This window comes from Vibrio sp. KMM 9700 (assembly GCF_058545285.1).
Genome location: NZ_CM178590.1, coordinates 491038 through 512929 on the forward strand (window position 1 = coordinate 491038; position 21892 = coordinate 512929).

Here is a 21892-nt window from a genome sequence, read left to right on the forward strand (position 1 = left end):
CTTCACGACGATTCCCAAAAGCCATCTACCTCTTGATAACATCTCAAAGCAGATGGCTTTTTAAGGTCTTAAGTTTAGCTTAGCACTTGGTGCTTAAAACGAGCAGCTAGAGCTTGAAGCTAGCACCTAAAGCTTAAAAAACTGCATAAATTTTTGATATTTTATGGTTTCTTCATGCATATCGGCGCAATAAAATTTCAGTTTAGTGCCAGGTCTTGCTTGGGCTAAGCGCATCATGCTCATCTTGCTGACACAACCTATTTTCGGATAGCCGCCTAACGTTTGGCTATCGCTGGATAAAATGATCGGCTGGCCATTGGGCGGAAACTGAATTGAACCTTCCACAATCCCCTCAGAAATAATCCCACCAATTGATGGATGAATCGGCTCACCTTGCAGGCGTATCCCCATGCGATCGAGTTTGTCACTGACGGTATAAGTTTGCGCGTAAAACGCTTCTTTTTGCGCGTCGCTAAAGCAGTCTGCTTGATAGGTTTCAAAAATGCCGACATCAATTAGCGGTGCATAGCTTGGAATAAACCTTGGCGGCGTGAACACTGGTTTGCTAATTAAGGTATTGTTTTGACAGGCACTAATTTCATGTCCTGCTTGCAACGCCTGACCGGGAAAACCTTCTAAGCCGCCAACAAAATTTCGCCGCACCGTCGCGCAGCTTTGATGGACTTTAGGTGCATCGATGCCAGATTGAATAGCAAGATAGCCGCGAAGCCCTGAGCGCGCATAGCCGATACGTAAAATTTGGCCTTTTTTAAGTATAAAAGATTGCCAGTTTTCAACTTTTTCGCCGTCGATAGTGATTGGCATGTGCGCGCCAGTGAATGCGAGGGTCAGATCATTGAGCGCCTCAAACGCCACTTGGCCGATGCTGATTTCAATCGCAGGGGCGTTGGGAGCGTTGCCTAATAAGCGGTTCGCCCAACAAAAAGCATGTAAATCAACTGGCCCGCCGCGACTAAAACCTAAATGCGCGACACCTTTTCGGCCAAGATCTTGCACCAAAGACAAGGGGCCTGGAGTCATTACGCGAAGTGCTTTCATGCGCATTCCTCCTTGTTTGAATTTGCTGCAATGCTGCCACCCATCTCAATAAAGCTTTGTTTGCTAACAGGTTTAAACATCACCTTATCGCCCACTTGAAAGTTGGGATCGGTTAAATCGACAGGGCAGTTGCCGATAATTTGCCAGCCACCGGGTGAGTCAAGCGGATAAACTGCGGTTTGTTCATCGGCAATCCCAACACTGCCTTTGGCAACATGCAAACGCGGCTCAGTATGGCGCGGGGTTGCAATCGCTTTATCTACCGAACCAAGAAATGCAAAGCCTGGGGCAAAACCAATTGCGCAAATGGTATATTCAACTTGGCTATGATGCGCGATCACTTGCTCAACCGATAAACCATGTCGCGCTGCAACATCATTAAGATCGGGCGCAACCTCTGGGTGATAATACACCGGTAATTCTATCGTTTTTGGCTCTCGAGTACCGGTTAATTGGTCGAAATCTTCTAACTGCTGCGCAAGGTAGTGGATTAGCTTCTCTACATCTGTATGCAGCGGGTGAAACTCAATCAGCACGCTATGGTAAGATGGAATTATATCAATTAGTTTAGGAAACTTGTGCTTAATCTTTCCACAAAATAAGGCAATTTTAGGCGTCAGCTGGATATCAATTTTATCTTCGCTGACATACACCATGACATGACTTTCACTGATCCGCAGCACTCGTTTTGAATGCGCAGGGCTTCCTTGTTTTTCACTTTTCGAACGGCTCATCGTATCTCCTCAATTCCTTTGAGCAAGCCTGATTGCCTAAATTATGGGTGGATCACGCCTCGTAAGCGGCTGATGGTGGCGATGGATTCATCGTTATCACCATGCACACAAATCGTATCAGGATTGAGCATAACTTCTTCCCCTTCAATGGTTTGCACGCTGCCGTTGTTCACCAATTGCGTCACTTGGGCAATAATTTGGCTTTCATCGTGATAAACAGAGCCGGGAATTTGCCTTGAAACCAAGAAACCTTGATTGTCGTATGCTCGGTCAGCAAAGGCCTCAAAGAGTAGTCCAACATTGGCAGCATTGGCAATTTCTTGATAAACGGAGTTATCTTTTTTGGCTAAGATCATCAATGGGATCTCAAGCTTAGATTGAGACATTGCCTCAACAATGGCGCGAAAGACATTTTCATCCGCCATCATATCGTTATACAGCGCGCCGTGCGGTTTAACGTAACTAACCTTAGCGCCATACAAGCGGCACATGGCTTGCATCGCGCCAATTTGATAAGCAACTAAGTGTTTGAGCTCATTTTTGGTATGTGGGATAGAGCGACGACCAAAGCCTTTTTTATCATCATAACCTGGGTGCGCGCCAATTTGTACATCATGCTTGAGCGCAAGTTGTATAGTGCTTGCCATGACATCCGGATCCGAGGCATGAAAGCCACATGCTATGTTTGCCATGTCGATATAAGGCATCACAGCATCGTCTTTTCCTATCCGCCAAATCCCGTAACTTTCGCCTAAATCACAGTTGAGTTTCATCTTTTTCTCCCTTTTTTTGCAAATTATTTCCGTATATAAATTAAGCACAAAATTGAAAATGAATACAATTTATATACTATTCATTTGTAAATTGCTGTCAAATTGTTTATATATTAAGAGTGTGCGGAACTACACATGTGCGTCAGCTCTATGCAAATTTAGGATAATTACAAGGAAATAATCATGAAAAATGGAATTTTGAAAAACAACGTCTTGAAAAAGACGCTCCTGACATTGGCAATGTTTACGAGTGCGACAAGTGTTGCAGCAACGCGCTGGGACATGGCAACGCCTTATGTGGATGCCACCCACCATACGCAAAATGTTGTGCAATTTGCTAAAGACGTGAAAGAAGCGACTGATGGCGAGCTAGAAATTGTGGTGCACTCGGGCGCTTCTTTGATTAAGCATCCTGAAATTGCACGCGCGGTGCGTACTCAGCAAGTGCCAATTGGTGAAGTTTTCATTGGTATGCTTGGCAATACTGATCCTATCTACAAACTTGATAACATTCCTTTTTTAGCCACAAACTTTGATGAAGCGAAAGCCTTATACGAAGCTTCAAAAGCGACAATTGAAGCCAAGCTAGATAAAGATGGCATGATGCTGCTTTATTCTGTGCCTTGGCCACCGCAAGGTATTTATAGCAACAAACCACTAAATTCAATTGATGACTTAAAAGGCGCTAAAATCCGTGCCTATAGTCCGACCTTATCTCGCCTCGCTGTATTACTTGAAGCCACTCCGACAACTGTTCAAACCGTTGAAATTCCACAAGCCTTCTCAACTGGCATCATAGATATGATGTTTACCTCACCGACGACAGGTGTGAGCAGCCAATCTTGGGATTACCTAGATAATTACACAGATGTGCAAGCTTGGATCCCTAAAAATATGGTGATTGTGAATAAACGTGCCTTTAAGCGTTTGCCAAAAGAAGTGCAAGCCGAGTTGCTTGAAGTGTCGCAAAAAGCAGAGCAGCGCGGTTGGGAAATGGCGATGCAAGAAACCACTGAAAAGACTAAAGAGCTTGCAGAAAATGGCATTAATGTTGCCAAGCCAAATGATGCGTTAATGACATCACTGAAGCAAATCGGTGATGAGATGACGACTGAATGGGCGCAAGAAGCAGGTGAAGAAGGTAAGGCTGTGCTCAGCGCATATCAAAACCGATAATTTTAACCCCTTGATCGTTGAACTTGTATTGTGTGGCCTGATTGCTGCGCTGCATCTTCAACGATTTTTTATTGCATTCAAATTTAAATATCAAAAGCATCACTAAGGATAGTCGCATGCGAACATTATTAGATAAGCTTTATTTAGCCTCAGGAGCTATCTCAGGCTTAGGCATCATTTTGATATGCCTGATTATTTTAGCAAGAGTGATTGGACGTTGGCTCGGCATTCTTATTCCATCAAGCGAAGATTTTGCAGGTTATCTTTTGGCCTCATCTAGCTTTCTCGCCTTGGCTTATTCCTTTCGTAGCGGTGCTCACATTCGCGTGAGTCTATTTACTTCCCACCTTAAACCTCACATCTTAATCTGGTTTGATCGCTTCGTTTTAACCATCGCATCTGTTTTGGTGTGCTTTGTTGTTTATCAATTGATTTATATGGTCTGGGAGTCATGGATTTTTGAAGAAGTGACTTCGGGTTATGTGCCGATGCCGTTATGGTTGGTGCAATTGCCGATGTCGATTGGCGCTTTGATCTTTTTCATTGCTGTTCTCGATAGCACTTATTCAAGTTGGGTGCATAAAACACCAATTCCAAAATCAGAGGAAGAAATGCTCGCAGAATCGGATGCGATATCTATGTTAGATGATGAGCCAAGGTTAAACGAGGAGCGCAAATAATATGAATGAGTTAATGGTAGGCGCTATTTTATTGGTTCTCTTGTTTACGCTGTTAGCCAGTGGCACTTGGGTTGCATTGTCGCTGATTTCAGTGGCAACGGTTGGGATGATTTTAATTGGTAATGACTCGTTTGGTTTGGTCTTTGCATCGACAACTTGGGGCACAGTTTCCGATTGGTCGCTGGCGGCATTGCCACTCTTTATTTGGATGGGCGAAATCCTCTTTCGCACCCGATTATCCAAAGATTTATTTGAAGGCTTAACCCCTTGGCTGAGCCGAATTCCGGGTGCATTATTTCACGTGAATATCCTAAGTTGTGGCATTTTTGCAGCGGTTTCAGGCTCATCGGCAGCGACAGCGGCGACCATAGGTAAGATGACCTTACCTGAGCTAAAACGCAAAGGGTATGACGATAAAATGGCAATCGGCACCTTGGCAGGCTCTGGCACTTTAGGTTTGCTGATCCCGCCGTCAATTATTTTGATTGTCTATGGCATTTCTGCTGAAGTTTCGATTAGCCGCTTATTTATTGCAGGCGCTGTGCCGGGGATTATGCTGGTGATCATGTTTATCGGCTACACCATGTTCTGGTCGATTAAAAATAAAGATCGCATGCCAGTGGATGAGACGCATTATTCATGGTCTGAAAAATTCAAAGCCATCTTTAAATTAATCCCAATTTCACTCTTAGTGACGTTTGTTTTAGGTTCTATCTATGCAGGGATCACCACGCCAACAGAAGCCGCGTCGTTTGGGGTGTTAGGCTCGCTAATCTTAGCGCTAACAAGTGGTACCTTGAGTTGGGATACCTTTAAAGAGAGCTTATTGGGCGCGGTGAAAACCTCGTGCATGATTTTATTTATTCTTGCCGGCGCGGCATTTTTAACTGTTGCCATGGGCTTTATCGGCTTGCCGCGTATGTTGGCAGAAGAAATTGCCTTAATGCAGTTATCGCCTTATATGCTTTTGTTCTTCTTAACTATTTTGTTTGTGATTTTAGGCTGTTTTTTAGATGGAATTTCAGTTGTGGTACTGACCACATCAGTTGTCCTGCCGATGGTCATTCAAGCTGGTATCGACCCACTTTGGTTTGGTATTTATATCGTTTTAGTGGTTGAAATGTCACAAATTACGCCTCCGGTTGGGTTTAACTTATTTGTGATCCAAAGCCTAACTGGCAAAAACATACTCTATGTTGCCAAAGTAGCGTTGCCTTTCTTCTTCTTATTAGTGGCAGCCGTTTTAATCATTACTTTGTTCCCTGAAATAGTTACTTGGTTACCGATGACGATGACCCAAGGATAGTTTTATGTCTGATAAAGAAAATAAAAATGAACATTTACCTATCGTTTCATCTTCGCATCTTGCAAGTAAGGATGCGATGAAGCTGAGCGAGTTTGAGTATGGACTGACGATGATGAACAATGCGTTTAATCGTTGGATGCAATCTTGTAGCACCACATCTGGCATGCCAGAACTCAGTCCGTTGGATATTTTGGTCGTGCATAATATTTATCATCGTGACAGGCCAAAACGTATTGCAGATGTGGCTTTTACTTTAAATATCGATGACTTACATAATGTTTCATATGCCGTGAGAAAGCTTGTGAAGCTTGATTTAGTCACAAGTTTTCGCCAAGGCAAAGATACCTTTTATAAGGTGACCGAGGCTGGCGAAGATTTTTGCCGTCATTATCGGGATATTCGAGAGCAGTGCTTAGTGGAAGTTTTAAAGTCGATGCAAATTAATGACCAACTGGGTGATGCCGCAACCTTAATGCGAACTTTATCTGGCTTTTATGATCAAGCCTCGCGTGCGGTGCGCTCATTGTAAAAAGTCACAATCTAAATAATAAAGGAAAACAAAAATGATAGATTTATGGCCTTTGATCGGTATTGTGATTATTACCGTGGGCCTAGCACTCAAACAAAACACACTGCTTGTTATTTTAATTGCAGGGGTCGCAACGGCCTTCGTTGCACAAATTCCAGTGATGGAAATTTTAACCATTCTTGGCAAGTCGTTTACTAATAACCGATATATGTCGCTGTTTATTCTCATTCTACCTATGATCGGTATCTTAGAGCGATTTGGCCTGCGTCAACGCGCTGAGGCGTTAATTGGTTCGATGAAAAATGCCAGTATTAGTAAGATTTTGCTGAGCTATTTAGTGATGCGTAAAGTCACCAATGCCATGGGACTCAACTTAGGTGGTCACCCATCTATGATCCGCCCATTAATTGCGCCGATGGCAGAAGCAGCAGCAGAAAAAACGTCGCCAGGTCTGAAAGATTCGCAACGTCAAACCATTCGCGCGCTTTCTGCAGCAAGCGAAAATTTTGGTAACTTCTTCGGCCAACTTTTATTTGTCGGCACAGGTGGCCTGCTACTGATTAAAGGGGTTTTATCCGATAACCAATTGGATGTTGCGCTCGAAACCATGGCGATTTGGGCATTGCCGACGGCGATCATGTCTTTTATTGTTTTTGCTATTTATACCCAATGGATCAGCCGTAGAGTTCTTCGCCAAGCAAATAAAGACCAAGCAAATAAAGACAATAAGCGTGCAGAGGTGAACGATGCTTGAGTATATTTATCAAGCCACAGGCTTATTATTATTAGCTTTTTCACTGCAAACATTTCTTGATAAAGCTAACCCAAAACGTATCGGCACTGGCTTATTTTGGCTTGTCTATGGCATGACATTTATGTTTGGCGCCATCTTACCGCACAGGGTAACTGGCGTGTTTGTGCTTGTGCTAACCTTGCTCGCAGCAGGCGGATTTATGGGGATCGGCAGCTATGGCACAACCGATGATAAAGAAAGGGAAGCTTCTTCTTTAGTCTTAAAAAATAAACTCTTTATCCCTGCTTTAATTGTTCCATGTGGCACAGTGTTAATTAGTCAGCTAACTGAATTTAGTGCGTTAATTGGTCTTGGGATCAGCTCGCTCGTTTCGATTGTGGCTGCGCTAGTGATCACCAAAAGCAAACCAATGCAAAGTATCCATGAAGGTCGTCGTTTGATTGATTCGATTGGTTGGGCTGCAATTTTGTCCCAATTTTTGGCTGCACTAGGTTATTTATTTAATCAAGCGGGCGTTGGTGATACGGTTGCTGGCATCGTCAAAATGATTGTGCCGGAAAACTTCTTGTTGATTAAAGTCGTCGCCTATTGCGTAGGCATGATGCTCTTTACCCTGATTATGGGCAACGCATTTGCGGCCTTTGCGGTAATTTCAACAGGTATTGGTATTCCTCTACTTATTCTTGAAGAGGGCGGTAATCCTGCAATCATCGGCGTGCTTGGCATGCTTTCAGGTTATTGCGGCACCTTAATGACGCCAATGGCAGCGAACTTTAATATCGTGCCAGCAGCATTATTGGAATTAAAAAATAAACACCATGTGATCATGATGCAAATTATCCCAGGTAGCATCATTTTAATCTTTAACATCATGGTGATGTATACATTTGCATTTTAAGAGATTGGATTGATGAAAAAAATATTAATAACAGGCTTTGAACCTTTTGGCGGCGCGAGCATTAACCCAGCGCTTGAAGCGGTCAATAAACTGGCTGATTGTGAGCTAGAAAATGGCAAGATTGTGGTATGTGAAGTGCCAGTGACGCGTTATGAGTCGATTGACACTGTGATTGCAGCGATTGAAGAACATCAACCTGATGTAGTGATCACTGTCGGTCAAGCTGGCGGTCGCACTGCGATCACACCAGAACGTGTGGCAATCAATGTCGATGATTTTCGAATTAAAGATAATGGTGGCTTTCAGCCGGTTGATGAGCCTATCGTTGAAGGTGGCCCCGATGCTTATTTTAGCACTTTGCCAATTAAAGCCATCACTGCAAGTCTGCAAGAAAAAGGTATTCCATGCCAAGTTTCAAATACAGCGGGTACTTTTGTATGTAACCACTTATTTTATGGCATTCAGCATTATTTAGCTGATAAATCAATTCGTCACGGCTTTGTGCATATTCCGCTATTACCTGTGCAAGATGCAACGGGCGCGCAACCAACCATGGCGCTTGAAACCATTGTCGAAGGTTTGAAGCTGCTTGCGCAAGCCTGTGTGGATAATCAAGAAGATATAACGTTTAACGCGGGGACTATCTGCTAATTTAGCACAGCGGTTTCGAAAGTAGGTAATATTAAAAAGAGGTGATATGAATTGCCAGTCATTGAAGTGTGTTGCACTCAAAATGGCTGGCATTTTTGTATCCGATTAGCTTTTGTCTCAAATTAACTTTTTTAGCTCAAATTAACTTTGCGCGACTTTCACTCGGATCTTACTTTTTGCAAGTGTCGAGAGGTTCAATTTCTCAATTGCAGCTTTGGCTTCATCTTCATCTGCCATTTCAACAAATGCAAAGCCTTTGGATTGACCAGTTTCTTGGTCTAAGACTAATTGACACTCAGCGACTTTGCCGTAAGTTTCAAAAAGTACACGGATTTCATGTTCTGTGGTGTTGCGTTCTAAATTGCGAACTAAAAGTTTCATATATTCTGCCTAGTATTAAATGCCCCGCCAGTATCTCAGTTAAGCCGTTACAAACCAAGCTTATTGTGAAATTAAATCTCAGTTTGGCTTTTATTGACCCGCAAGCTTTTAATTTGATAGTCATCGCCCCACTAATAACCTTATATATGTCAGTGCTTTATGGTTTCTAACTCTTTGGTACTAATCATAGAGTATTAATTTTCATGGGATGACAAATTAAAGTTGCATCTCAAATACATCTAATGTCAAATGGATACTATCACCTCACAATCATTAAGCCGATAGGACAGATTGATATGAATGAAGCACAAAAAGCATTGGTTAAAGCCACCATTCCTGTTTTACAAGAAAATGGTGTCGCGCTGACTGCGTATTTCTATAACCGCATGCTGACCCACAACCCTGAGTTGAAAAATATCTTCAACCAAGCACACCAAAGCCAAGGCGATCAACCTAAAGCCTTAGCTGGCGCTGTGCTTGCTTATGCACAAAACATTGATGATCCTTCTGTCCTGCTGCCTGTTGTCGAGCGCATTGCGCATAAACATACAAGTCTCGGTATTCGCGCTGAGCAATATGCAATTGTAGGCAAGCATTTACTTGCTTCTATTCAAGAAGTACTAGGTGAAGCTGCGACCCCTGAACTCGTTGATGCGTGGGCAAATGCCTATCAAGAACTGGCTGATCTATTTATTGATGTTGAGTCAAAACTTTACCAAACCTCAATTAATGAGCACAAAGGCTGGACAGGCTGGCGCCCATTTAAGATCGCGAAAAAGGTTCAAGAAAGTGAACTCATCACATCTTTCTATTTAAGTCCGTGCGATCAAGGCGAGTTGCCAAGCTACCAACCGGGGCAATACATTAGTGTGCGTGTGTTTATCCCAGAAACAGGGCTTTATCAGCCGCGCCAATACAGCTTATCGCAAGCGCCAAATTCTGAGTACCTGCGTATTTCGGTTAAAAAAGAGCTAGCACTTGAAAGTAAACCAGAAGGCTGTATCTCCAACCAGCTGCATGATAAGCATCAAGTGGGTGATGTGATTGAAGTCTCTGCCCCTTATGGTGAATTTTTCTTGGATACACAAACAGATAAGCCTGTGGTCTTAATCAGTGGTGGGGTTGGGATCACGCCAATGATGGCAATGAGTGAGTCCTTACATCAGCAAGGTAAAGCGTCGCAAGTACACTTTATTCACAGTGCACGCAATGCCAAAGTGCATGCATTTAAATCTATCACAGATGGTTTTGCCAAAGATGGCATGCGAGTGGATTATTTTTATGATTCAGGTGAAGAAGCAGGCGTTGGTGCTGCACCATTCGCATTAGCTCAATTACTTGGTGATGCGCCGCAAGCTGCGCAGTATTACATCTGTGGGCCGATTGCCTTTATGACGCATTATATTCAAGCACTCAAAGATCTCGGAGTGGCAGAAGCGCAGATCCATGCGGAAGCATTTGGATCGGGTGGTGTTTAAGGTTTAACGACAGCGTAAATCTTAAAAACATATGGATTTAAAGAACTGAGGCGATGATGTCTCAGTTTTTTTATGCCTGCTATATAACCTTTTAATTGATATTGATTTTACTTAAGTGTTTGAAAGTGTGAAGTTTAATTAAATTTTAAACCTATTTTGGGCTTGAATATGCATAATGTAAAAATCTGACATGCGTCAAAGTAATAAATCTAAATTAAACATAATCTGGTATAATGTGTATGGTTTTAAGATGGTTAGACAGACTTAAACCATTACACATAATCATTCTATACAAATAGGACATGTGCTTGTCAGGTATAGATAAAGCTTATGTTAGAAGATTAAATTATGACTTTTCAAAACAGAGTAGGCAAGGATTGCCAGAGGCAGTAATGTTTATAAAAAGCACCAATGTTTATTATTTAACAGGGACAGTCACGCTAGGGAGTTTACTCTTTGGTTATGATACCGCTGTGATCTCCGGAGCCTTAGACTCCATCCGAATTAATTTTAACCTTTCTAAACTCGAACTTGGCTTGGCTGCCTCCGCGGCTTTATTTGGCTGCGTGATTGGCGCATGGATAGGGCGTTGCATGAGTTTGGCGCATGGCAAGCGCTCGGCGTTAATGCTCGCAGCTGTGCTTGTTTTGCTTTCGACTATGGGCTCTTCAGTTGCCCCGAATTACTATTTATTTATTTTATTTCGCTGTCTTGGCGGTGTCGGCATTGGGATTATTTCATTGATTTCCCCCTTATATATTGCTGAAATTGCGCCAAGTCAATCTCGGGGACGCTTTGTTTCAAGCACTCAGCTAGCGATTGGTGTCGGCATGCTGCTCGCCTATACCGTCAATTATGGAATTTTAAGCTGGGGCTCTGAATATTGGTTACACATTGAGGGATGGCGCTATATGTTTGCCTGCGAAATTGTGCCAGCGACACTTTTTTTAAGCCTACTTTTTACCATTGATGAACCAAAAGCTTGGGATCAAAATAAAGATCCTGCGGTAACAAAGTTCATGAAGCCACTGATTGTTGAGCTTTATCAAGATAAACATATGTTCAAAAATTATAAGCTGATTTTAGGTGTCGGGATCATTTTAAGCGTGATCCCACAATTGGCTGGAATTAATGTCTTTCTATATTTTTTGCCGAATTTGATGCGCGACTTTTCGCAAGATTTAGAGATGCACAGCGCCTTATTTTTAACCTTAATGCTTGGTATTGCTAACCTTATTGCGACATTATTTGCGATGTATTTTGTGGATAAGCTTGGCCGTAAGCCATTGTTAATTATCGGCGGCCTTGTGATGAGCCTCTCTATGTTGCTACTTGCCGCTGCAGCGAGAATGGATATCTTAGAGCATCTCCACTTATATATTTTAATTCTTTATATTAGTGCCTTTGCCTTTTCTTTGGGGCCGATTACTTGGGTGCTTTTGGCTGAAATCTTTCCGCAAAAAGTACGCCTTAACTTCTTATCCATTGCTGTCATGGCGCAGTGGTTTGCTAACTTTTCGATTTCATTTTTGTTTTTATTCTTTAATAATCAAAAAGCCAATAGCATATTAGTCGATCAATATAATGGTGTGATATTTATATTTTTTGGTGTCGTGAGTTTATTAGCAATTTCTTTTTTCTATATGTATATCCCTGAAACCAAAGGTAAGACATTTGAGGAAATTGAGGCGCAATGGTAAAAAAGTATAGTCAAATCTAGGTCTTAGGATTTGATAAAATGTAACCAAGTGTAACATAGACACATAAGTGTCAAATTCTATCTTTAAAGTTTAGTGTACTCAGCTGGCGTATAAAAATATCAAGCTGAGACACTTTTTGGGAATAAAAACTTTAAGGATTGATTATGTTTTTTCAAGATTCTCGCAGCTTGGCAAAAAAGCCATTATTGTTGGCTCTCTCTTCTGTATTGGCAACTTCAACGTTCTTCTCTGCAAGCACATTTGCACAAACCCCACAAAGCAATGATGACTGGTTTAAAGCAGGCCAGTCACAAATTGCGCAAGCCAAAAAGAATAAGCCAATCACAGGCAAAGCGAAGAATGTGATTTTGTTTATAGGTGATGGCATGAGTGTTGGCACCATCACCGCGGCGCGTATTCTAGCTAGTCAAGAGCAAGGCCATGCAGGTGAAGAAACCATTCTTAATATGGAAACTTTGCCGCACATGGCGCTAGCCAAAACTTATAACACGGATTATCAAACCCCAGATTCAGCGGGCACGGCAAGTGCGATGGTCACAGGCGTGAAAACTAAATCAGGCGTGATTTCAGTCAATGACAATGTGATGCGCGGATTTTGTAACACAGTCAAAGGCAATGAAGCGCAAACCCTTTTTGAAATGGCTGGCGAGCAAGGCAAAGGGCTTGGCGTAGTCAGCACCGCGCGTATTACCCATGCAACGCCAGCAACTGCGTATGCACACACAGCAGATCGCAACTGGGAAAATGACACCATGTTGCCAAATATTGCTAAAAACCAAGGTTGTGTTGATATCGCACAGCAACTTGTTGAATTTAAAGCAGGTGATGGCTTAAACGTGGTCTTTGGTGGCGGTCGTCGTGAATTCTTACCTGAAACGGTAAAAGATCCAGAATACCCAGAGCAAACGGGTAAGCGTAAAGACGGTCAAAACTTGATTGAAACTTGGCAGCAAAAGCATGAAGACGGCAAATATGTCATGGATAAAGCAGGCTTTGATCAAATTACAGCCGATGACAAATATGTACTCGGTTTATTTGAGCCAAGTCATATGCAATATGAAGCGGATCGCTCAGACAATGAGCCATCTTTGGCTGACATGACAAGCAAAGCGATTGATATCTTGAGCAAAGATAAAGATGGTTATGTGATGATGGTGGAAGCGGGACGTATCGATCATGCGCACCACGCTGGTAATGCTGCGCGCGCACTTAAAGACACGATTGCTTATGATGAAGCGATTAAAGTTGCGCTAGAGAAAACCAACCCAGAAGATACCTTGATTATTGTGACTGCCGATCACGCGCATACGATGATTTTAAATGGTTATGCAAAACGCGGCGCATCTATTCTTGGTTTGTCAGGTGAAAAAGATGCCAACGGCAACCCATATCCAACGATTTCTTACGGTAACGGCCCTGGCGGCTTTGAAGATAACCTGAAGAAAAAACCAAGCGCAAGCATTGTGAATCAAATTGATTATATCCAGCCAGCACTAATTCCGCTTGAGTCTGAAACCCACTCACAAGAAGATGTGGCTATCTTTGCGCGTGGCCCACAAGCTTGGTTATTCCAAGGCGCGGTTGAGCAAAACTACATTTTCCATGTGATTAATGAAGCAACAGGGCTTGCTGATTTATAATTCAATTGTTATATTATAACAAATCATTTGGCTTTTGCTAAAATGAACAAAAGGCCGTGATTTCAATGATTTATATTGTTTCACGGCTTTGTTGCGTGATTTGAACAGCTTTATTACTCTTATCTTGTAATCTTTGGTTAAAAATAGCTAAGCTCATAACAAACATTATTAACATAAAGCCATTATTAACATACAACATAGCAGGTACGCTCTTGTTAAAATACATCAAACCCCTCATCTGTACATTTTTATATTGCTTGTCACTTTCTGCATTTGCCGATGACATCACGACGTTGGATTGGGCCGATCTGATCCCAGAAAGTGAGAAAAAAGCCTACACAGAGCAATTTATCAACCGCGCATCGCCACAGGTCAATCACCAAGGCAGCGGCCCTGCTGCGCAAAACAGCCAATTTGGCATGCCACGTCAAGAATTAGACGGCAAGCACGTAAAAATTCCGGGTTTTGTGATCCCACTTGAAGGCGATGACAAGCTAGTGACTGAGTTTTTATTAGTGCCATTTATGGGCGCTTGCATTCACGTTCCGCCACCGCCGCCAAATCAAATTGTCTATGTGAAATTCAAAGATGGTATTGAAATCGGCAAACTCTGGGAGGTGGTTGTGGTTGAAGGCATCATGAAAGTTGAGACCACAAGCGCAGAGATTGCGCAATCGAGCTATTTGCTTGAAGGGATCGACTCTGAGCCTTATCGCAGCCCAAATTAATCGCTATTTCATATAAAAATATCCAAATTCAAAAACTTAAATAAGATATACCCAAAAAGTAAAAAGGGTATCAATAGGGAAATTATCCATGAACAAAGCAGTTATCTTACTTTTGGGCTTAGGTTTAAGCCTTTCGCCACTTGCTTATGCGGATCACGATAGTCAGGATCATGAACACGAGCATGCCCACGAACATGAAGCCCATGATGAGCACGAGCATGATCATGATCATGCGGATGATGAACATAGAGAGCACGGCGCCCACCTTCACGGACAACTTGAAGTCAATATTGCGCGCGATGGCAACAGCCTTGAAATTGCGCTTGAATCACCGCTGCACAATCTTCTTGGTTTTGAGTATCAACCAAAAACGGCGCAAGAAAAAGAAGCCTTTGCTGCTATGCTTGGGCAACTTGAAGCGGCGCAGAGCTTTGTATTTCAAGCCAAAGCAATCTGTAAACTGGAAGATTCAAGCATTCAAATTGGTGGCCATGACGCAGCAGAGTTTTTAGAGCATGGTGAATCAGGGCACAATGATCTGATGGCGGATTATCACTTCAGTTGCGAAAACCTTGACGCAGCACCAGAGTTGGCGACTCGCATTTTTGCGCTTTATCCAGAAACTCAAGCTATCACGGTTAACCTCTTGACTGAAAAAGGTCAAAACCAAGTTAAACTGAACGCTGATGCGAATAAACTTGCATTAGATTAATCACTTGTGTTAATAACGCGCACTGACAAGACAAGCGGTGCGCGAAGAAAAGTGAGATTTCATGTTAAATAGTATTCAAATTAAGCAGCTACGCTTTTGTTATGAGAAGGGCAAAACGGCGCTTTCACTTGATGAATTAAATATCAAGGCGCAAAGCCTCGTCTTTATCAAAGGTAAAAGTGGTAGCGGCAAGTCAACCTTGCTCAACCTGTTAACTGGTATGTTAGTACCCACTTCTGGCGAAGTGACAGTGCTTGGTGAGCGCTTAGATCAAATGAGCGCAAGGCAGCGTGATGCATTTCGCTCTGATCATATCGGCTATATCTTTCAGCAATTTAACCTTATTCCCTACCTCTCTGTGGTGGAGAACGTGATTTTGCCATGCCAGTTTTCCAAGCGTCGGATGCAAAAAATTAACCAAGGGCTAGTTCCTGAAGCTCAGTCTTTATTAGAAAGTTTGCAGCTAGATAAGTCCATGTGGGATAAGAAGGTGTCAGATTTAAGTGTCGGGCAGCAGCAGCGGGTTGCGGCAGCGCGCGCCTTTATTGGTAGCCCTGAACTCATTATTGCCGATGAGCCAACCTCGGCGCTTGATCATGACAACCGCGAGGCCTTTATCGAGCTTTTGTTTACTGAGGCCAAGCGCACAGGGGCGAGCTTAGTCTTTGTCAGCCATGATCCCACGCTTGAGCACAAGTTTGAGCAAGTCATTGGGCTGGAAGCGATTAATCATCACTGAAGGGATTTATTTTAATTAAAGTGATAAATCATATTTGAAATGATAAATCCTAACCAAAGTGATAAATCTCATTCAAATTGATAAACCAAGCCCAAAGCATATATACCTAATTTTCTCTTTATTTTACTGGCAGATATCCCATTATGGCGATTTTAAATCTTGCATATAAAAGTCTTTTGAGTCGTAAAACCAGCGTCATTTTTACCTTATTAACGCTGGCAATTTCTGTTTTGCTTTTGCTGACGGTTGAGCGTGTGCGCGTGGAAGCCAAGCAAAGCTTTGCCAACACCATTTCAGGCACAGATCTGGTCGTCGGGGCACGTTCGGGGCAAATCAACTTACTCTTGTATTCAGTCTTTCGAATCGGCAATGCGACCAATAATATCGATTGGCGCAGTTATCAAGATATTATTCAAGACAAGGCGGTCAAGTGGGCGATCCCGATTTCTTTGGGGGATTCACACCAAGGCTTTCGCGTGGTGGGCACCAATACGAGCTATTTTGAGCATTATCAATATGGTAAAAAGCAAGCCCTTACTTTTCTGCAAGGACATGAATTTAAAGGGCTATTTGATGCGGTGATCGGCAGTGAAGTGGCGCAAAAGCTTGGCTATAAAATCGGCTCGCCTATGGTGTTGGCACACGGCATGCAAGACACTGGTTTTAGTCGTCATGATAATATGCCCTTTAAAGTCGTAGGAATTTTAGCGCCAACGGGCACGCCAGTGGATAAAAGTATCCATGTGTCGTTAGAGGCGATTGAGGCGATTCATATCGGTTGGGAGTCGGGGGCAAATGTCGGCTACGCACCAAGTCAATCTGATGTGCTTAGTCTTGCTGATAGTGAGCGTTTACAACCCAAGCAAATCACGGCGGTACTGCTTGGCTTAACCTCTAAAATTCAAACCTTTAAAGTGCAACGTGCGATTAATACCTATCAAGCTGAGCCACTGACTGCGATTTTGCCCGGAATTGCGCTGCAAGAATTATGGTCGATGCTCTCGATTGTTGAGCAAGCCTTGCTGGTGATTTCAGGGCTTGTGGTGATTGCTGGGATGTTTGGCATGCTCAGCACCTTAGTTGCTAGTTTACGTGAGCGCAAGCAAGAGATCCGTATTTTACGTGCCATGGGTGCAAGACGTAAGCATATCTTTTCATTACTAATTTGTGAGGCAAGTTTGCTGACCTTTTTAGCCATTGTGCTTGGCGTGATTGGCCTGTATTGCATTTTATGGTTGGCTGGCCCCTTTATTCAAACCCATTATGGGATCAAACTTGGGGTTGCAGTATTAAGTGAATATGAGTGGCTATTGCTTGGCTGTGTGCAACTGCTTGGGGTTGTAATCGGTATATTCCCGGCAATTGGTGCGTATCGTCAGGGCAGCTGATTGATTTTATAAGCTTACTTTTTTAGATAGCAGAACGTATGCTGCTAGATAACAGAAACTATACTAGATCACCAAAAAGCCTTGCATGGATGCTTCCAAACGCAAGGCTTTTTTATGTGTCTAACTCACTCGAGCCAGATTGTTTTCTATTAATCTGTGCTATTTAGTTAACTATAAGCCAAAGCTTGACGCTTATCTAACGCACTGCTCAAACGGGTTAAAGCCAGTGCAACTAACACTATCACCGCGCCCACCCAAGGCGTATGCATCAGGCCATAATGCTCAACAATCAAGCCGCCGCCCCAAGAGCCTAAGGCTATGCCCACATTAAAGGCTGCGATATTTAAGCCAGAGGCAACATCCACCGCATCAGGGGCAAATTTTTGCGCCAAGTTCACCACATAAACTTGCAAACCTGGGACATTACCAAAGGCAAAGGCGCCCCAAACAAAGATGGTGAGCACGGCCAGCACAGGTGAGCTTGCGGTCAGATTAAAGGTAAATAAAACCAGTGCAAGGCAAGCAAAGATATAGCTTAATGCTTTGGTTGGGCCCATTTTATCTGCCATTTTCCCGCCCCAGATATTACCTATCGCAACAGAAACGCCATACACCAACATGATAAGACTTACGGCATTGGCATGGAAACCTGTGATCTGCTCTAATATAGGCGCTAAAAAGGTAAATGCAGTAAAGGTGCCGCCATAACCGAGCGCTGTGATCAAATACACAAGCAGTAATCTTGGTTGTTTAAACACTTTTAGCTGAGTCGAAATTTTTGCCGCAGGCGGCTGTGCTAAGTTTTTAGGCACTAATAAAGCGCTGCCGATTAAGGCGACAAAACCAAGTAAAGCAACAATTAAAAAGCTTGCTTGCCAACCAAAGTTTTGCCCAATCCAAGTTCCAAGTGGCACACCAGTGACCAGTGCAACGGTTAAACCGGTAAACATAATCGCAATCGCGCTGGCAGCTTTGTCTTTGGCAACCAAACCTGTGGCAATGGTCGAGCCAATTGAGAAGAAAACCCCGTGCGCAAGGCCAGTTAAGATCCGCGCTAAAATTAGACTTTCATAGTTGGGCGACTGCCAAGCGAGTAAATTACCCAGCACAAATAGGCTCATCACGGATAATAAAACATATTTACGCTTCCATTTTCCTGTCAGCGCGGTGAGCACAGGTGCGCCAATGGCAACGCCAAGTGCATATAAACTGACAAGTAAGCCAGCAGAAGGCAGGCTAACATTAAGATCGCTTGCCATGGTTGGAATAAGGCCAACGATGACAAACTCTGTGGTTCCAATAGCGAATGCGCTTAAGCTGAGCGCAAGCAGTGCGAGTGGCATAAGGTTTCTCTCTTTTCATAATGATGTTTGATGGACGAGAGTATGCCGACTTATTCTTTTGTGAAAAACAGCGTGTATAGCAAATAACTTTTGTCAAAAATAATGTTAATCTGTTAGGTATACCTATACGGAGGAATAAAATGCGTACGCGTTCAGATGATTTAGAGATATTACTCACTGTAGTTGATTGCGGCGGGTTTTCTGCAGCGGCAAATATGCTAGGCATTCAAGTGGCGCGTGTGTCGCGAGCGGTAAATAAAATCGAAGCTCAGCTTGGAGTGAGTTTACTCAACCGCACCACTCGTAAGATGGATTTAACCCAAGAAGGGCAAACCTTCGTTGAAACCATTCGCCACTCGCTGGCGCAAATTGAGCAAGCCGAAGAAGCGGTAATAAACCAAGGGAAATTGCCACAAGGGCGTTTAGTCGTGGACGCTGCAAGTCCATTTATGCTGCATCAAATCATACCTTTAGTTGCTGAATTTAAAAAAGAATACCCAGATATTTCATTGCATATTCGCTCCAACGAAGGGATTGTTGATTTACTTGAAAAACGCACTGATGTAGCGATTCGGATCGGTAAGTTAACGGATTCTAGCCTGCATGCCAGAGCCCTTGGCACCAGCGCTTTATATATTGTCGCAGCGCCTGCCTACCTTGCGCGTTATGGCGTCCCAAAAAAGGTTCAAGATTTAACTGCGCATCAATTCATTGCCTTTGATGGTCCCAAATCGCTGAATCAGTGGCCCTTGTCTGGTTTTGTCATGCCAGAGGCTTGTTTAGTGGCAAGCAATGGTGAAGCTGTTCGCCAACTTGCACTGGCTGGCAATGGGATTGCGTGCTTGTCTGGTTTTATGGTGAAGCAGGATATCGAGAAGGGTGACTTGATCACAATATTGGTTGATGACTTGTTGCCATCTGCTGAGCGCGAGCAGGTGAATGCTGTTTATTATAAGTCGTCGCAAGTGGCAAGGCGCATCAGTGCCTTTCTTGATTTTATTCAGCCAAGGCTTGAGCTTTGATGAAATATTTCTAAAACCCATAATGATTTTTTTTGATAGCGCACAGATTAAGGAGAAATAATATATTATTCAGTGCGTTATGTATTACAAATGTATATTATTATGATTCTTAGATTGCGCGCCATACATCATGATAGCCATTTGGGGATAGGGAAGATCCAAAATGTTGATAGAAAAAGCAGAGTTAAGGATAGACAAGCAAAGTGTCGAGCTGGTTTGGGATTGGGATAAAGGTGACAAAGTGATCTCTATGCGGCAATCATTAACCAAAGAAGATCTTGCTAAGTTGCGCCATGCACAAACTGGGTTAAAGCACGGCTCCATCGTGAACTTTGTGCGCGTCAAACAAGGTGATAAATGGCAAGTTAGTGATCTTATTGTTGCAGATATTCCGCTTTCAAAATCCTTATATGTAGTGCGTGCGCGTGACTATCAACAAGGCTATCTGATTAAATTTAAGTCAATAACCAACAGTCTTTTTAACTCGACACATGAGCTTTATTTTGATAAATCGGATGCGTTAGCAAAGCTCTTATGGATGCGAGAGTGTGGCGTCACATTAGGCTTTCAGATTAAACCGGGCAAAGAAGTTTTTTATACTCAGCTAGATGACATTGAAGATCTGCCTGAAAAAGTTTCGGGTATATTGACGGATATACAAGAAAATAACGGGATTTATCACGCCAAACTACAGGCTGATGATGAATATAAAGGCCGCAGTTTCCCTTGTTCGTTTAATAAAAACATACTCTGGAAAGCCAATATTTCTAAATTAGGCAAGACGGCAAAGATCCCAGCAAACATTGAGTTTTCAGAGAAGTATAAATCTTATACAGTCAGTCAATTTGAGTCTTTATTAGATCTTGGTGAGCATCAACTTAAGTTAGATAGTATTGAGGTGCTCACGGCAAGTAAAGCCAAATCACGCTTAATTTTATCGCATCCAGAGTTAGCAGATATTTATTTTTGCGCGACCAGTTTTTGGCCTGTGACCAGCTTTCAAGCGTCCGATAAAGCTCCGGTTTATGTTGATATTGAAGTGAAAGCTAATTCGGATTACTTAGAGCTAAAGCGCTTGCATATGCCAACTGACAACCAGCTCTGGGCGAACGTCTCACCAGTTAAGACAGCGCAAGCCGACGCGGCCCTTAATGAGCTATATCAATTTGAGCTTGAGCATCCAAGTATTAAGCTCGCTTGGCAAGATAAGCTCTTTTTACCCAGTGAGTTAGAGCTCCTTGGGGAGACTAAAAGCACTTCCATCCCTGTGGTTTGTGATGAACATAAACTAAAAATAAACTTTGGCTTGAACGATGAAAATCAATCCACAATTCAAGCGAAATTTATCTTTCAAGGTTATTCCAAAGATAAACCAGAGCACTGTTTATTAGTGCGTCAAGATCTTGGCAAAGATGTCGCTAAAAAAGAATTAGGTTTTGCCTATCGGGTGCATATTAAAGAGTTTTTATTCTTTGGGTTAGTGCCCAAATTAGGCTCTAAATTGGTACTTGATTTGTGCCTTCAACGCATGCCAGCGTCGTCCAATTCCAAATATTTTTTATGGAAAATAGAAAGCTTTGCCACGCTAAAACAGCTTAAATTAGATGCTTTTTATCGACAAAAAATAGCGCGAGTGTCTGAGGTTTGGCAACCAAGCGTGAGGAGTAAACAATTTTTAGCCGATGAAGCCCAAAGCTATTATCAAGATGGCGCGGTGACTTATTTAGACATGGATAAACATTTCTATTTAGTCTTACCTATTTCCGCATCGCTTTTAAATCAGTCTGGTTATTTTTATTTGGATCCCGCGCGAGAATTAACGGTCGATATAGAAATTAAACAAAAGCAAAATCCACATCGACTCAGCCTTGTTTGCTTAGATCTTGTCCCTGCATCGCAATCCTCTGTGCGCAAAAAAGAACTCGTTGTGTACCTAGAGTCTGTGGAGCAAAAAGACAACGGCAAACGTGAATATCAATTTGCAATCGATGACGAGAGTAAAGACCTCGTCAGCTTAAATATGCCAGTTGTGTATTCTGAAACGCCCGCTGAGGCGCAAAAATCAAATTTTCAGCTGAGTCAGATCCCTCATTTAGATACTTACAAATTTGTCGTTGCTGTGTCGCCTTTTGCGAGCCGCTATTATGTATCCAAATTCATCCAACTAAAAGTGAAATAAT

General features: G+C 42.7%; 21 protein-coding genes. 16 read left to right on the forward strand and 5 right to left on the reverse strand.

Features of this window, described 5'->3' with window-relative positions; genetic code table 11:
- Positions 1-126: 126 nt before the first annotated feature.
- Genes AC2VOY_RS13425 through AC2VOY_RS13435 form a run of 3 tightly spaced genes read right to left on the reverse strand, consistent with a single transcriptional unit; the run spans position 127 to position 2566 of the window.
- Positions 127-1059 (reverse strand): 5-oxoprolinase subunit C family protein, encoded by a 933-nt coding sequence (locus AC2VOY_RS13425; protein ID WP_491834111.1) that lies wholly within the window; start codon positions 1057-1059, stop codon positions 127-129.
- Positions 1056-1793: a 5-oxoprolinase subunit PxpB gene (gene pxpB / locus AC2VOY_RS13430; RefSeq protein WP_491834112.1), complete on the reverse strand. Its 738-nt coding sequence runs from the start codon at positions 1791-1793 to the stop codon at positions 1056-1058. The genes AC2VOY_RS13425 and pxpB overlap by 4 nt, the downstream gene beginning before the upstream one ends.
- Before the next feature lie 41 nt (positions 1794-1834).
- The gene (locus AC2VOY_RS13435) at positions 1835-2566 is read right to left on the reverse strand and encodes a 5-oxoprolinase subunit PxpA (protein WP_491834113.1); all 732 of its coding nucleotides are present in this window, start codon (positions 2564-2566) and stop codon (positions 1835-1837) included.
- A gap of 183 nt (positions 2567-2749) precedes the next feature.
- On the opposite strand from AC2VOY_RS13435, the gene AC2VOY_RS13440 reads away from it, so the two are divergent.
- The 7 genes from AC2VOY_RS13440 to pcp all read left to right on the forward strand — a co-directional run bounded on the left by AC2VOY_RS13440 (position 2750) and on the right by pcp (position 8560).
- Positions 2750-3742: a TRAP transporter substrate-binding protein gene (locus tag AC2VOY_RS13440; RefSeq protein ID WP_491834114.1), complete on the forward strand. Its 993-nt coding sequence runs from the start codon at positions 2750-2752 to the stop codon at positions 3740-3742.
- A gap of 116 nt (positions 3743-3858) precedes the next feature.
- On the forward strand, positions 3859-4422 hold the full coding sequence (locus AC2VOY_RS13445) for a TRAP transporter small permease (protein WP_491834115.1): 564 nt from the start codon (positions 3859-3861) through the stop codon (positions 4420-4422).
- A gap of 1 nt (position 4423) precedes the next feature.
- Complete coding sequence (locus AC2VOY_RS13450) at positions 4424-5728, forward strand: TRAP transporter large permease (RefSeq protein WP_491834116.1); 1305 nt, start codon at positions 4424-4426, stop codon at positions 5726-5728.
- Between the two features lie 4 nt (positions 5729-5732).
- On the forward strand, positions 5733-6257 hold the full coding sequence (locus AC2VOY_RS13455) for a winged helix DNA-binding protein (protein ID WP_491834117.1): 525 nt from the start codon (positions 5733-5735) through the stop codon (positions 6255-6257).
- Between the two features lie 34 nt (positions 6258-6291).
- Positions 6292-7011 carry a DUF969 domain-containing protein gene (locus tag AC2VOY_RS13460; protein WP_491834118.1) on the forward strand — a complete coding sequence of 240 codons (720 nt, stop codon included), beginning with the start codon at positions 6292-6294 and terminating at the stop codon, positions 7009-7011.
- A complete protein-coding gene (locus AC2VOY_RS13465) occupies positions 7004-7909 on the forward strand; it encodes a DUF979 domain-containing protein (protein ID WP_491834119.1) in 906 nt (301 codons plus the stop codon). Before AC2VOY_RS13460 ends, AC2VOY_RS13465 begins: the two co-directional genes overlap by 8 nt.
- Before the next feature lie 12 nt (positions 7910-7921).
- Positions 7922-8560 carry a pyroglutamyl-peptidase I gene (pcp, locus tag AC2VOY_RS13470; protein WP_491834120.1) on the forward strand — a complete coding sequence of 213 codons (639 nt, stop codon included), beginning with the start codon at positions 7922-7924 and terminating at the stop codon, positions 8558-8560.
- Between the two features lie 141 nt (positions 8561-8701).
- Here pcp and AC2VOY_RS13475 read toward each other — a convergent pair whose 3' ends face one another.
- The gene (locus AC2VOY_RS13475) at positions 8702-8941 is read right to left on the reverse strand and encodes an RNA recognition motif domain-containing protein (protein WP_491834121.1); all 240 of its coding nucleotides are present in this window, start codon (positions 8939-8941) and stop codon (positions 8702-8704) included.
- 296 nt (positions 8942-9237) lie between these two features.
- Between AC2VOY_RS13475 and hmpA the strand changes: the two genes are divergently transcribed.
- The 7 genes from hmpA to AC2VOY_RS13510 all read left to right on the forward strand — a co-directional run bounded on the left by hmpA (position 9238) and on the right by AC2VOY_RS13510 (position 17347).
- A complete protein-coding gene (hmpA, locus tag AC2VOY_RS13480; protein WP_491834122.1) occupies positions 9238-10419 on the forward strand; it encodes an NO-inducible flavohemoprotein in 1182 nt (393 codons plus the stop codon).
- 392 nt (positions 10420-10811) lie between these two features.
- Positions 10812-12119, forward strand: coding sequence for an MFS transporter (locus AC2VOY_RS13485; RefSeq protein WP_491834123.1), 1308 nt, complete (start codon positions 10812-10814; stop codon positions 12117-12119).
- A 164-nt stretch (positions 12120-12283) separates the two neighbouring features.
- Positions 12284-13780 carry an alkaline phosphatase family protein gene (locus AC2VOY_RS13490; protein ID WP_491834124.1) on the forward strand — a complete coding sequence of 499 codons (1497 nt, stop codon included), beginning with the start codon at positions 12284-12286 and terminating at the stop codon, positions 13778-13780.
- A 224-nt stretch (positions 13781-14004) separates the two neighbouring features.
- A complete protein-coding gene (locus AC2VOY_RS13495) occupies positions 14005-14508 on the forward strand; it encodes a DUF3299 domain-containing protein (RefSeq protein ID WP_491834142.1) in 504 nt (167 codons plus the stop codon).
- Positions 14509-14596: 88 nt separating this feature from the next.
- On the forward strand, positions 14597-15220 hold the full coding sequence (locus AC2VOY_RS13500; RefSeq protein ID WP_491833091.1) for a ZrgA family zinc uptake protein: 624 nt from the start codon (positions 14597-14599) through the stop codon (positions 15218-15220).
- Positions 15221-15281: 61 nt separating this feature from the next.
- Positions 15282-15959: an ABC transporter ATP-binding protein gene (locus AC2VOY_RS13505; RefSeq protein WP_491833092.1), complete on the forward strand. Its 678-nt coding sequence runs from the start codon at positions 15282-15284 to the stop codon at positions 15957-15959.
- Between the two features lie 140 nt (positions 15960-16099).
- Positions 16100-17347: an ABC transporter permease gene (locus tag AC2VOY_RS13510; RefSeq protein ID WP_491834143.1), complete on the forward strand. Its 1248-nt coding sequence runs from the start codon at positions 16100-16102 to the stop codon at positions 17345-17347.
- Positions 17348-17514: 167 nt separating this feature from the next.
- On the opposite strand, the gene AC2VOY_RS13515 is transcribed toward AC2VOY_RS13510, so the two are convergent.
- Positions 17515-18690 carry an MFS transporter gene (locus tag AC2VOY_RS13515; RefSeq protein ID WP_491833093.1) on the reverse strand — a complete coding sequence of 392 codons (1176 nt, stop codon included), beginning with the start codon at positions 18688-18690 and terminating at the stop codon, positions 17515-17517.
- A gap of 140 nt (positions 18691-18830) precedes the next feature.
- Here AC2VOY_RS13515 and AC2VOY_RS13520 point away from each other — a divergent pair, with 140 nt between their 5' ends.
- Together AC2VOY_RS13520 and AC2VOY_RS13525 are read left to right on the forward strand one after the other, a co-directional pair.
- Entirely contained in the window at positions 18831-19712 is an 882-nt protein-coding gene (locus AC2VOY_RS13520) for a LysR family transcriptional regulator (RefSeq protein WP_491833094.1), read from the forward strand.
- Positions 19713-19875: 163 nt separating this feature from the next.
- Positions 19876-21891, forward strand: coding sequence for a hypothetical protein (locus tag AC2VOY_RS13525; protein ID WP_491833095.1), 2016 nt, complete (start codon positions 19876-19878; stop codon positions 21889-21891).
- Position 21892 lies beyond the last annotated feature (1 nt).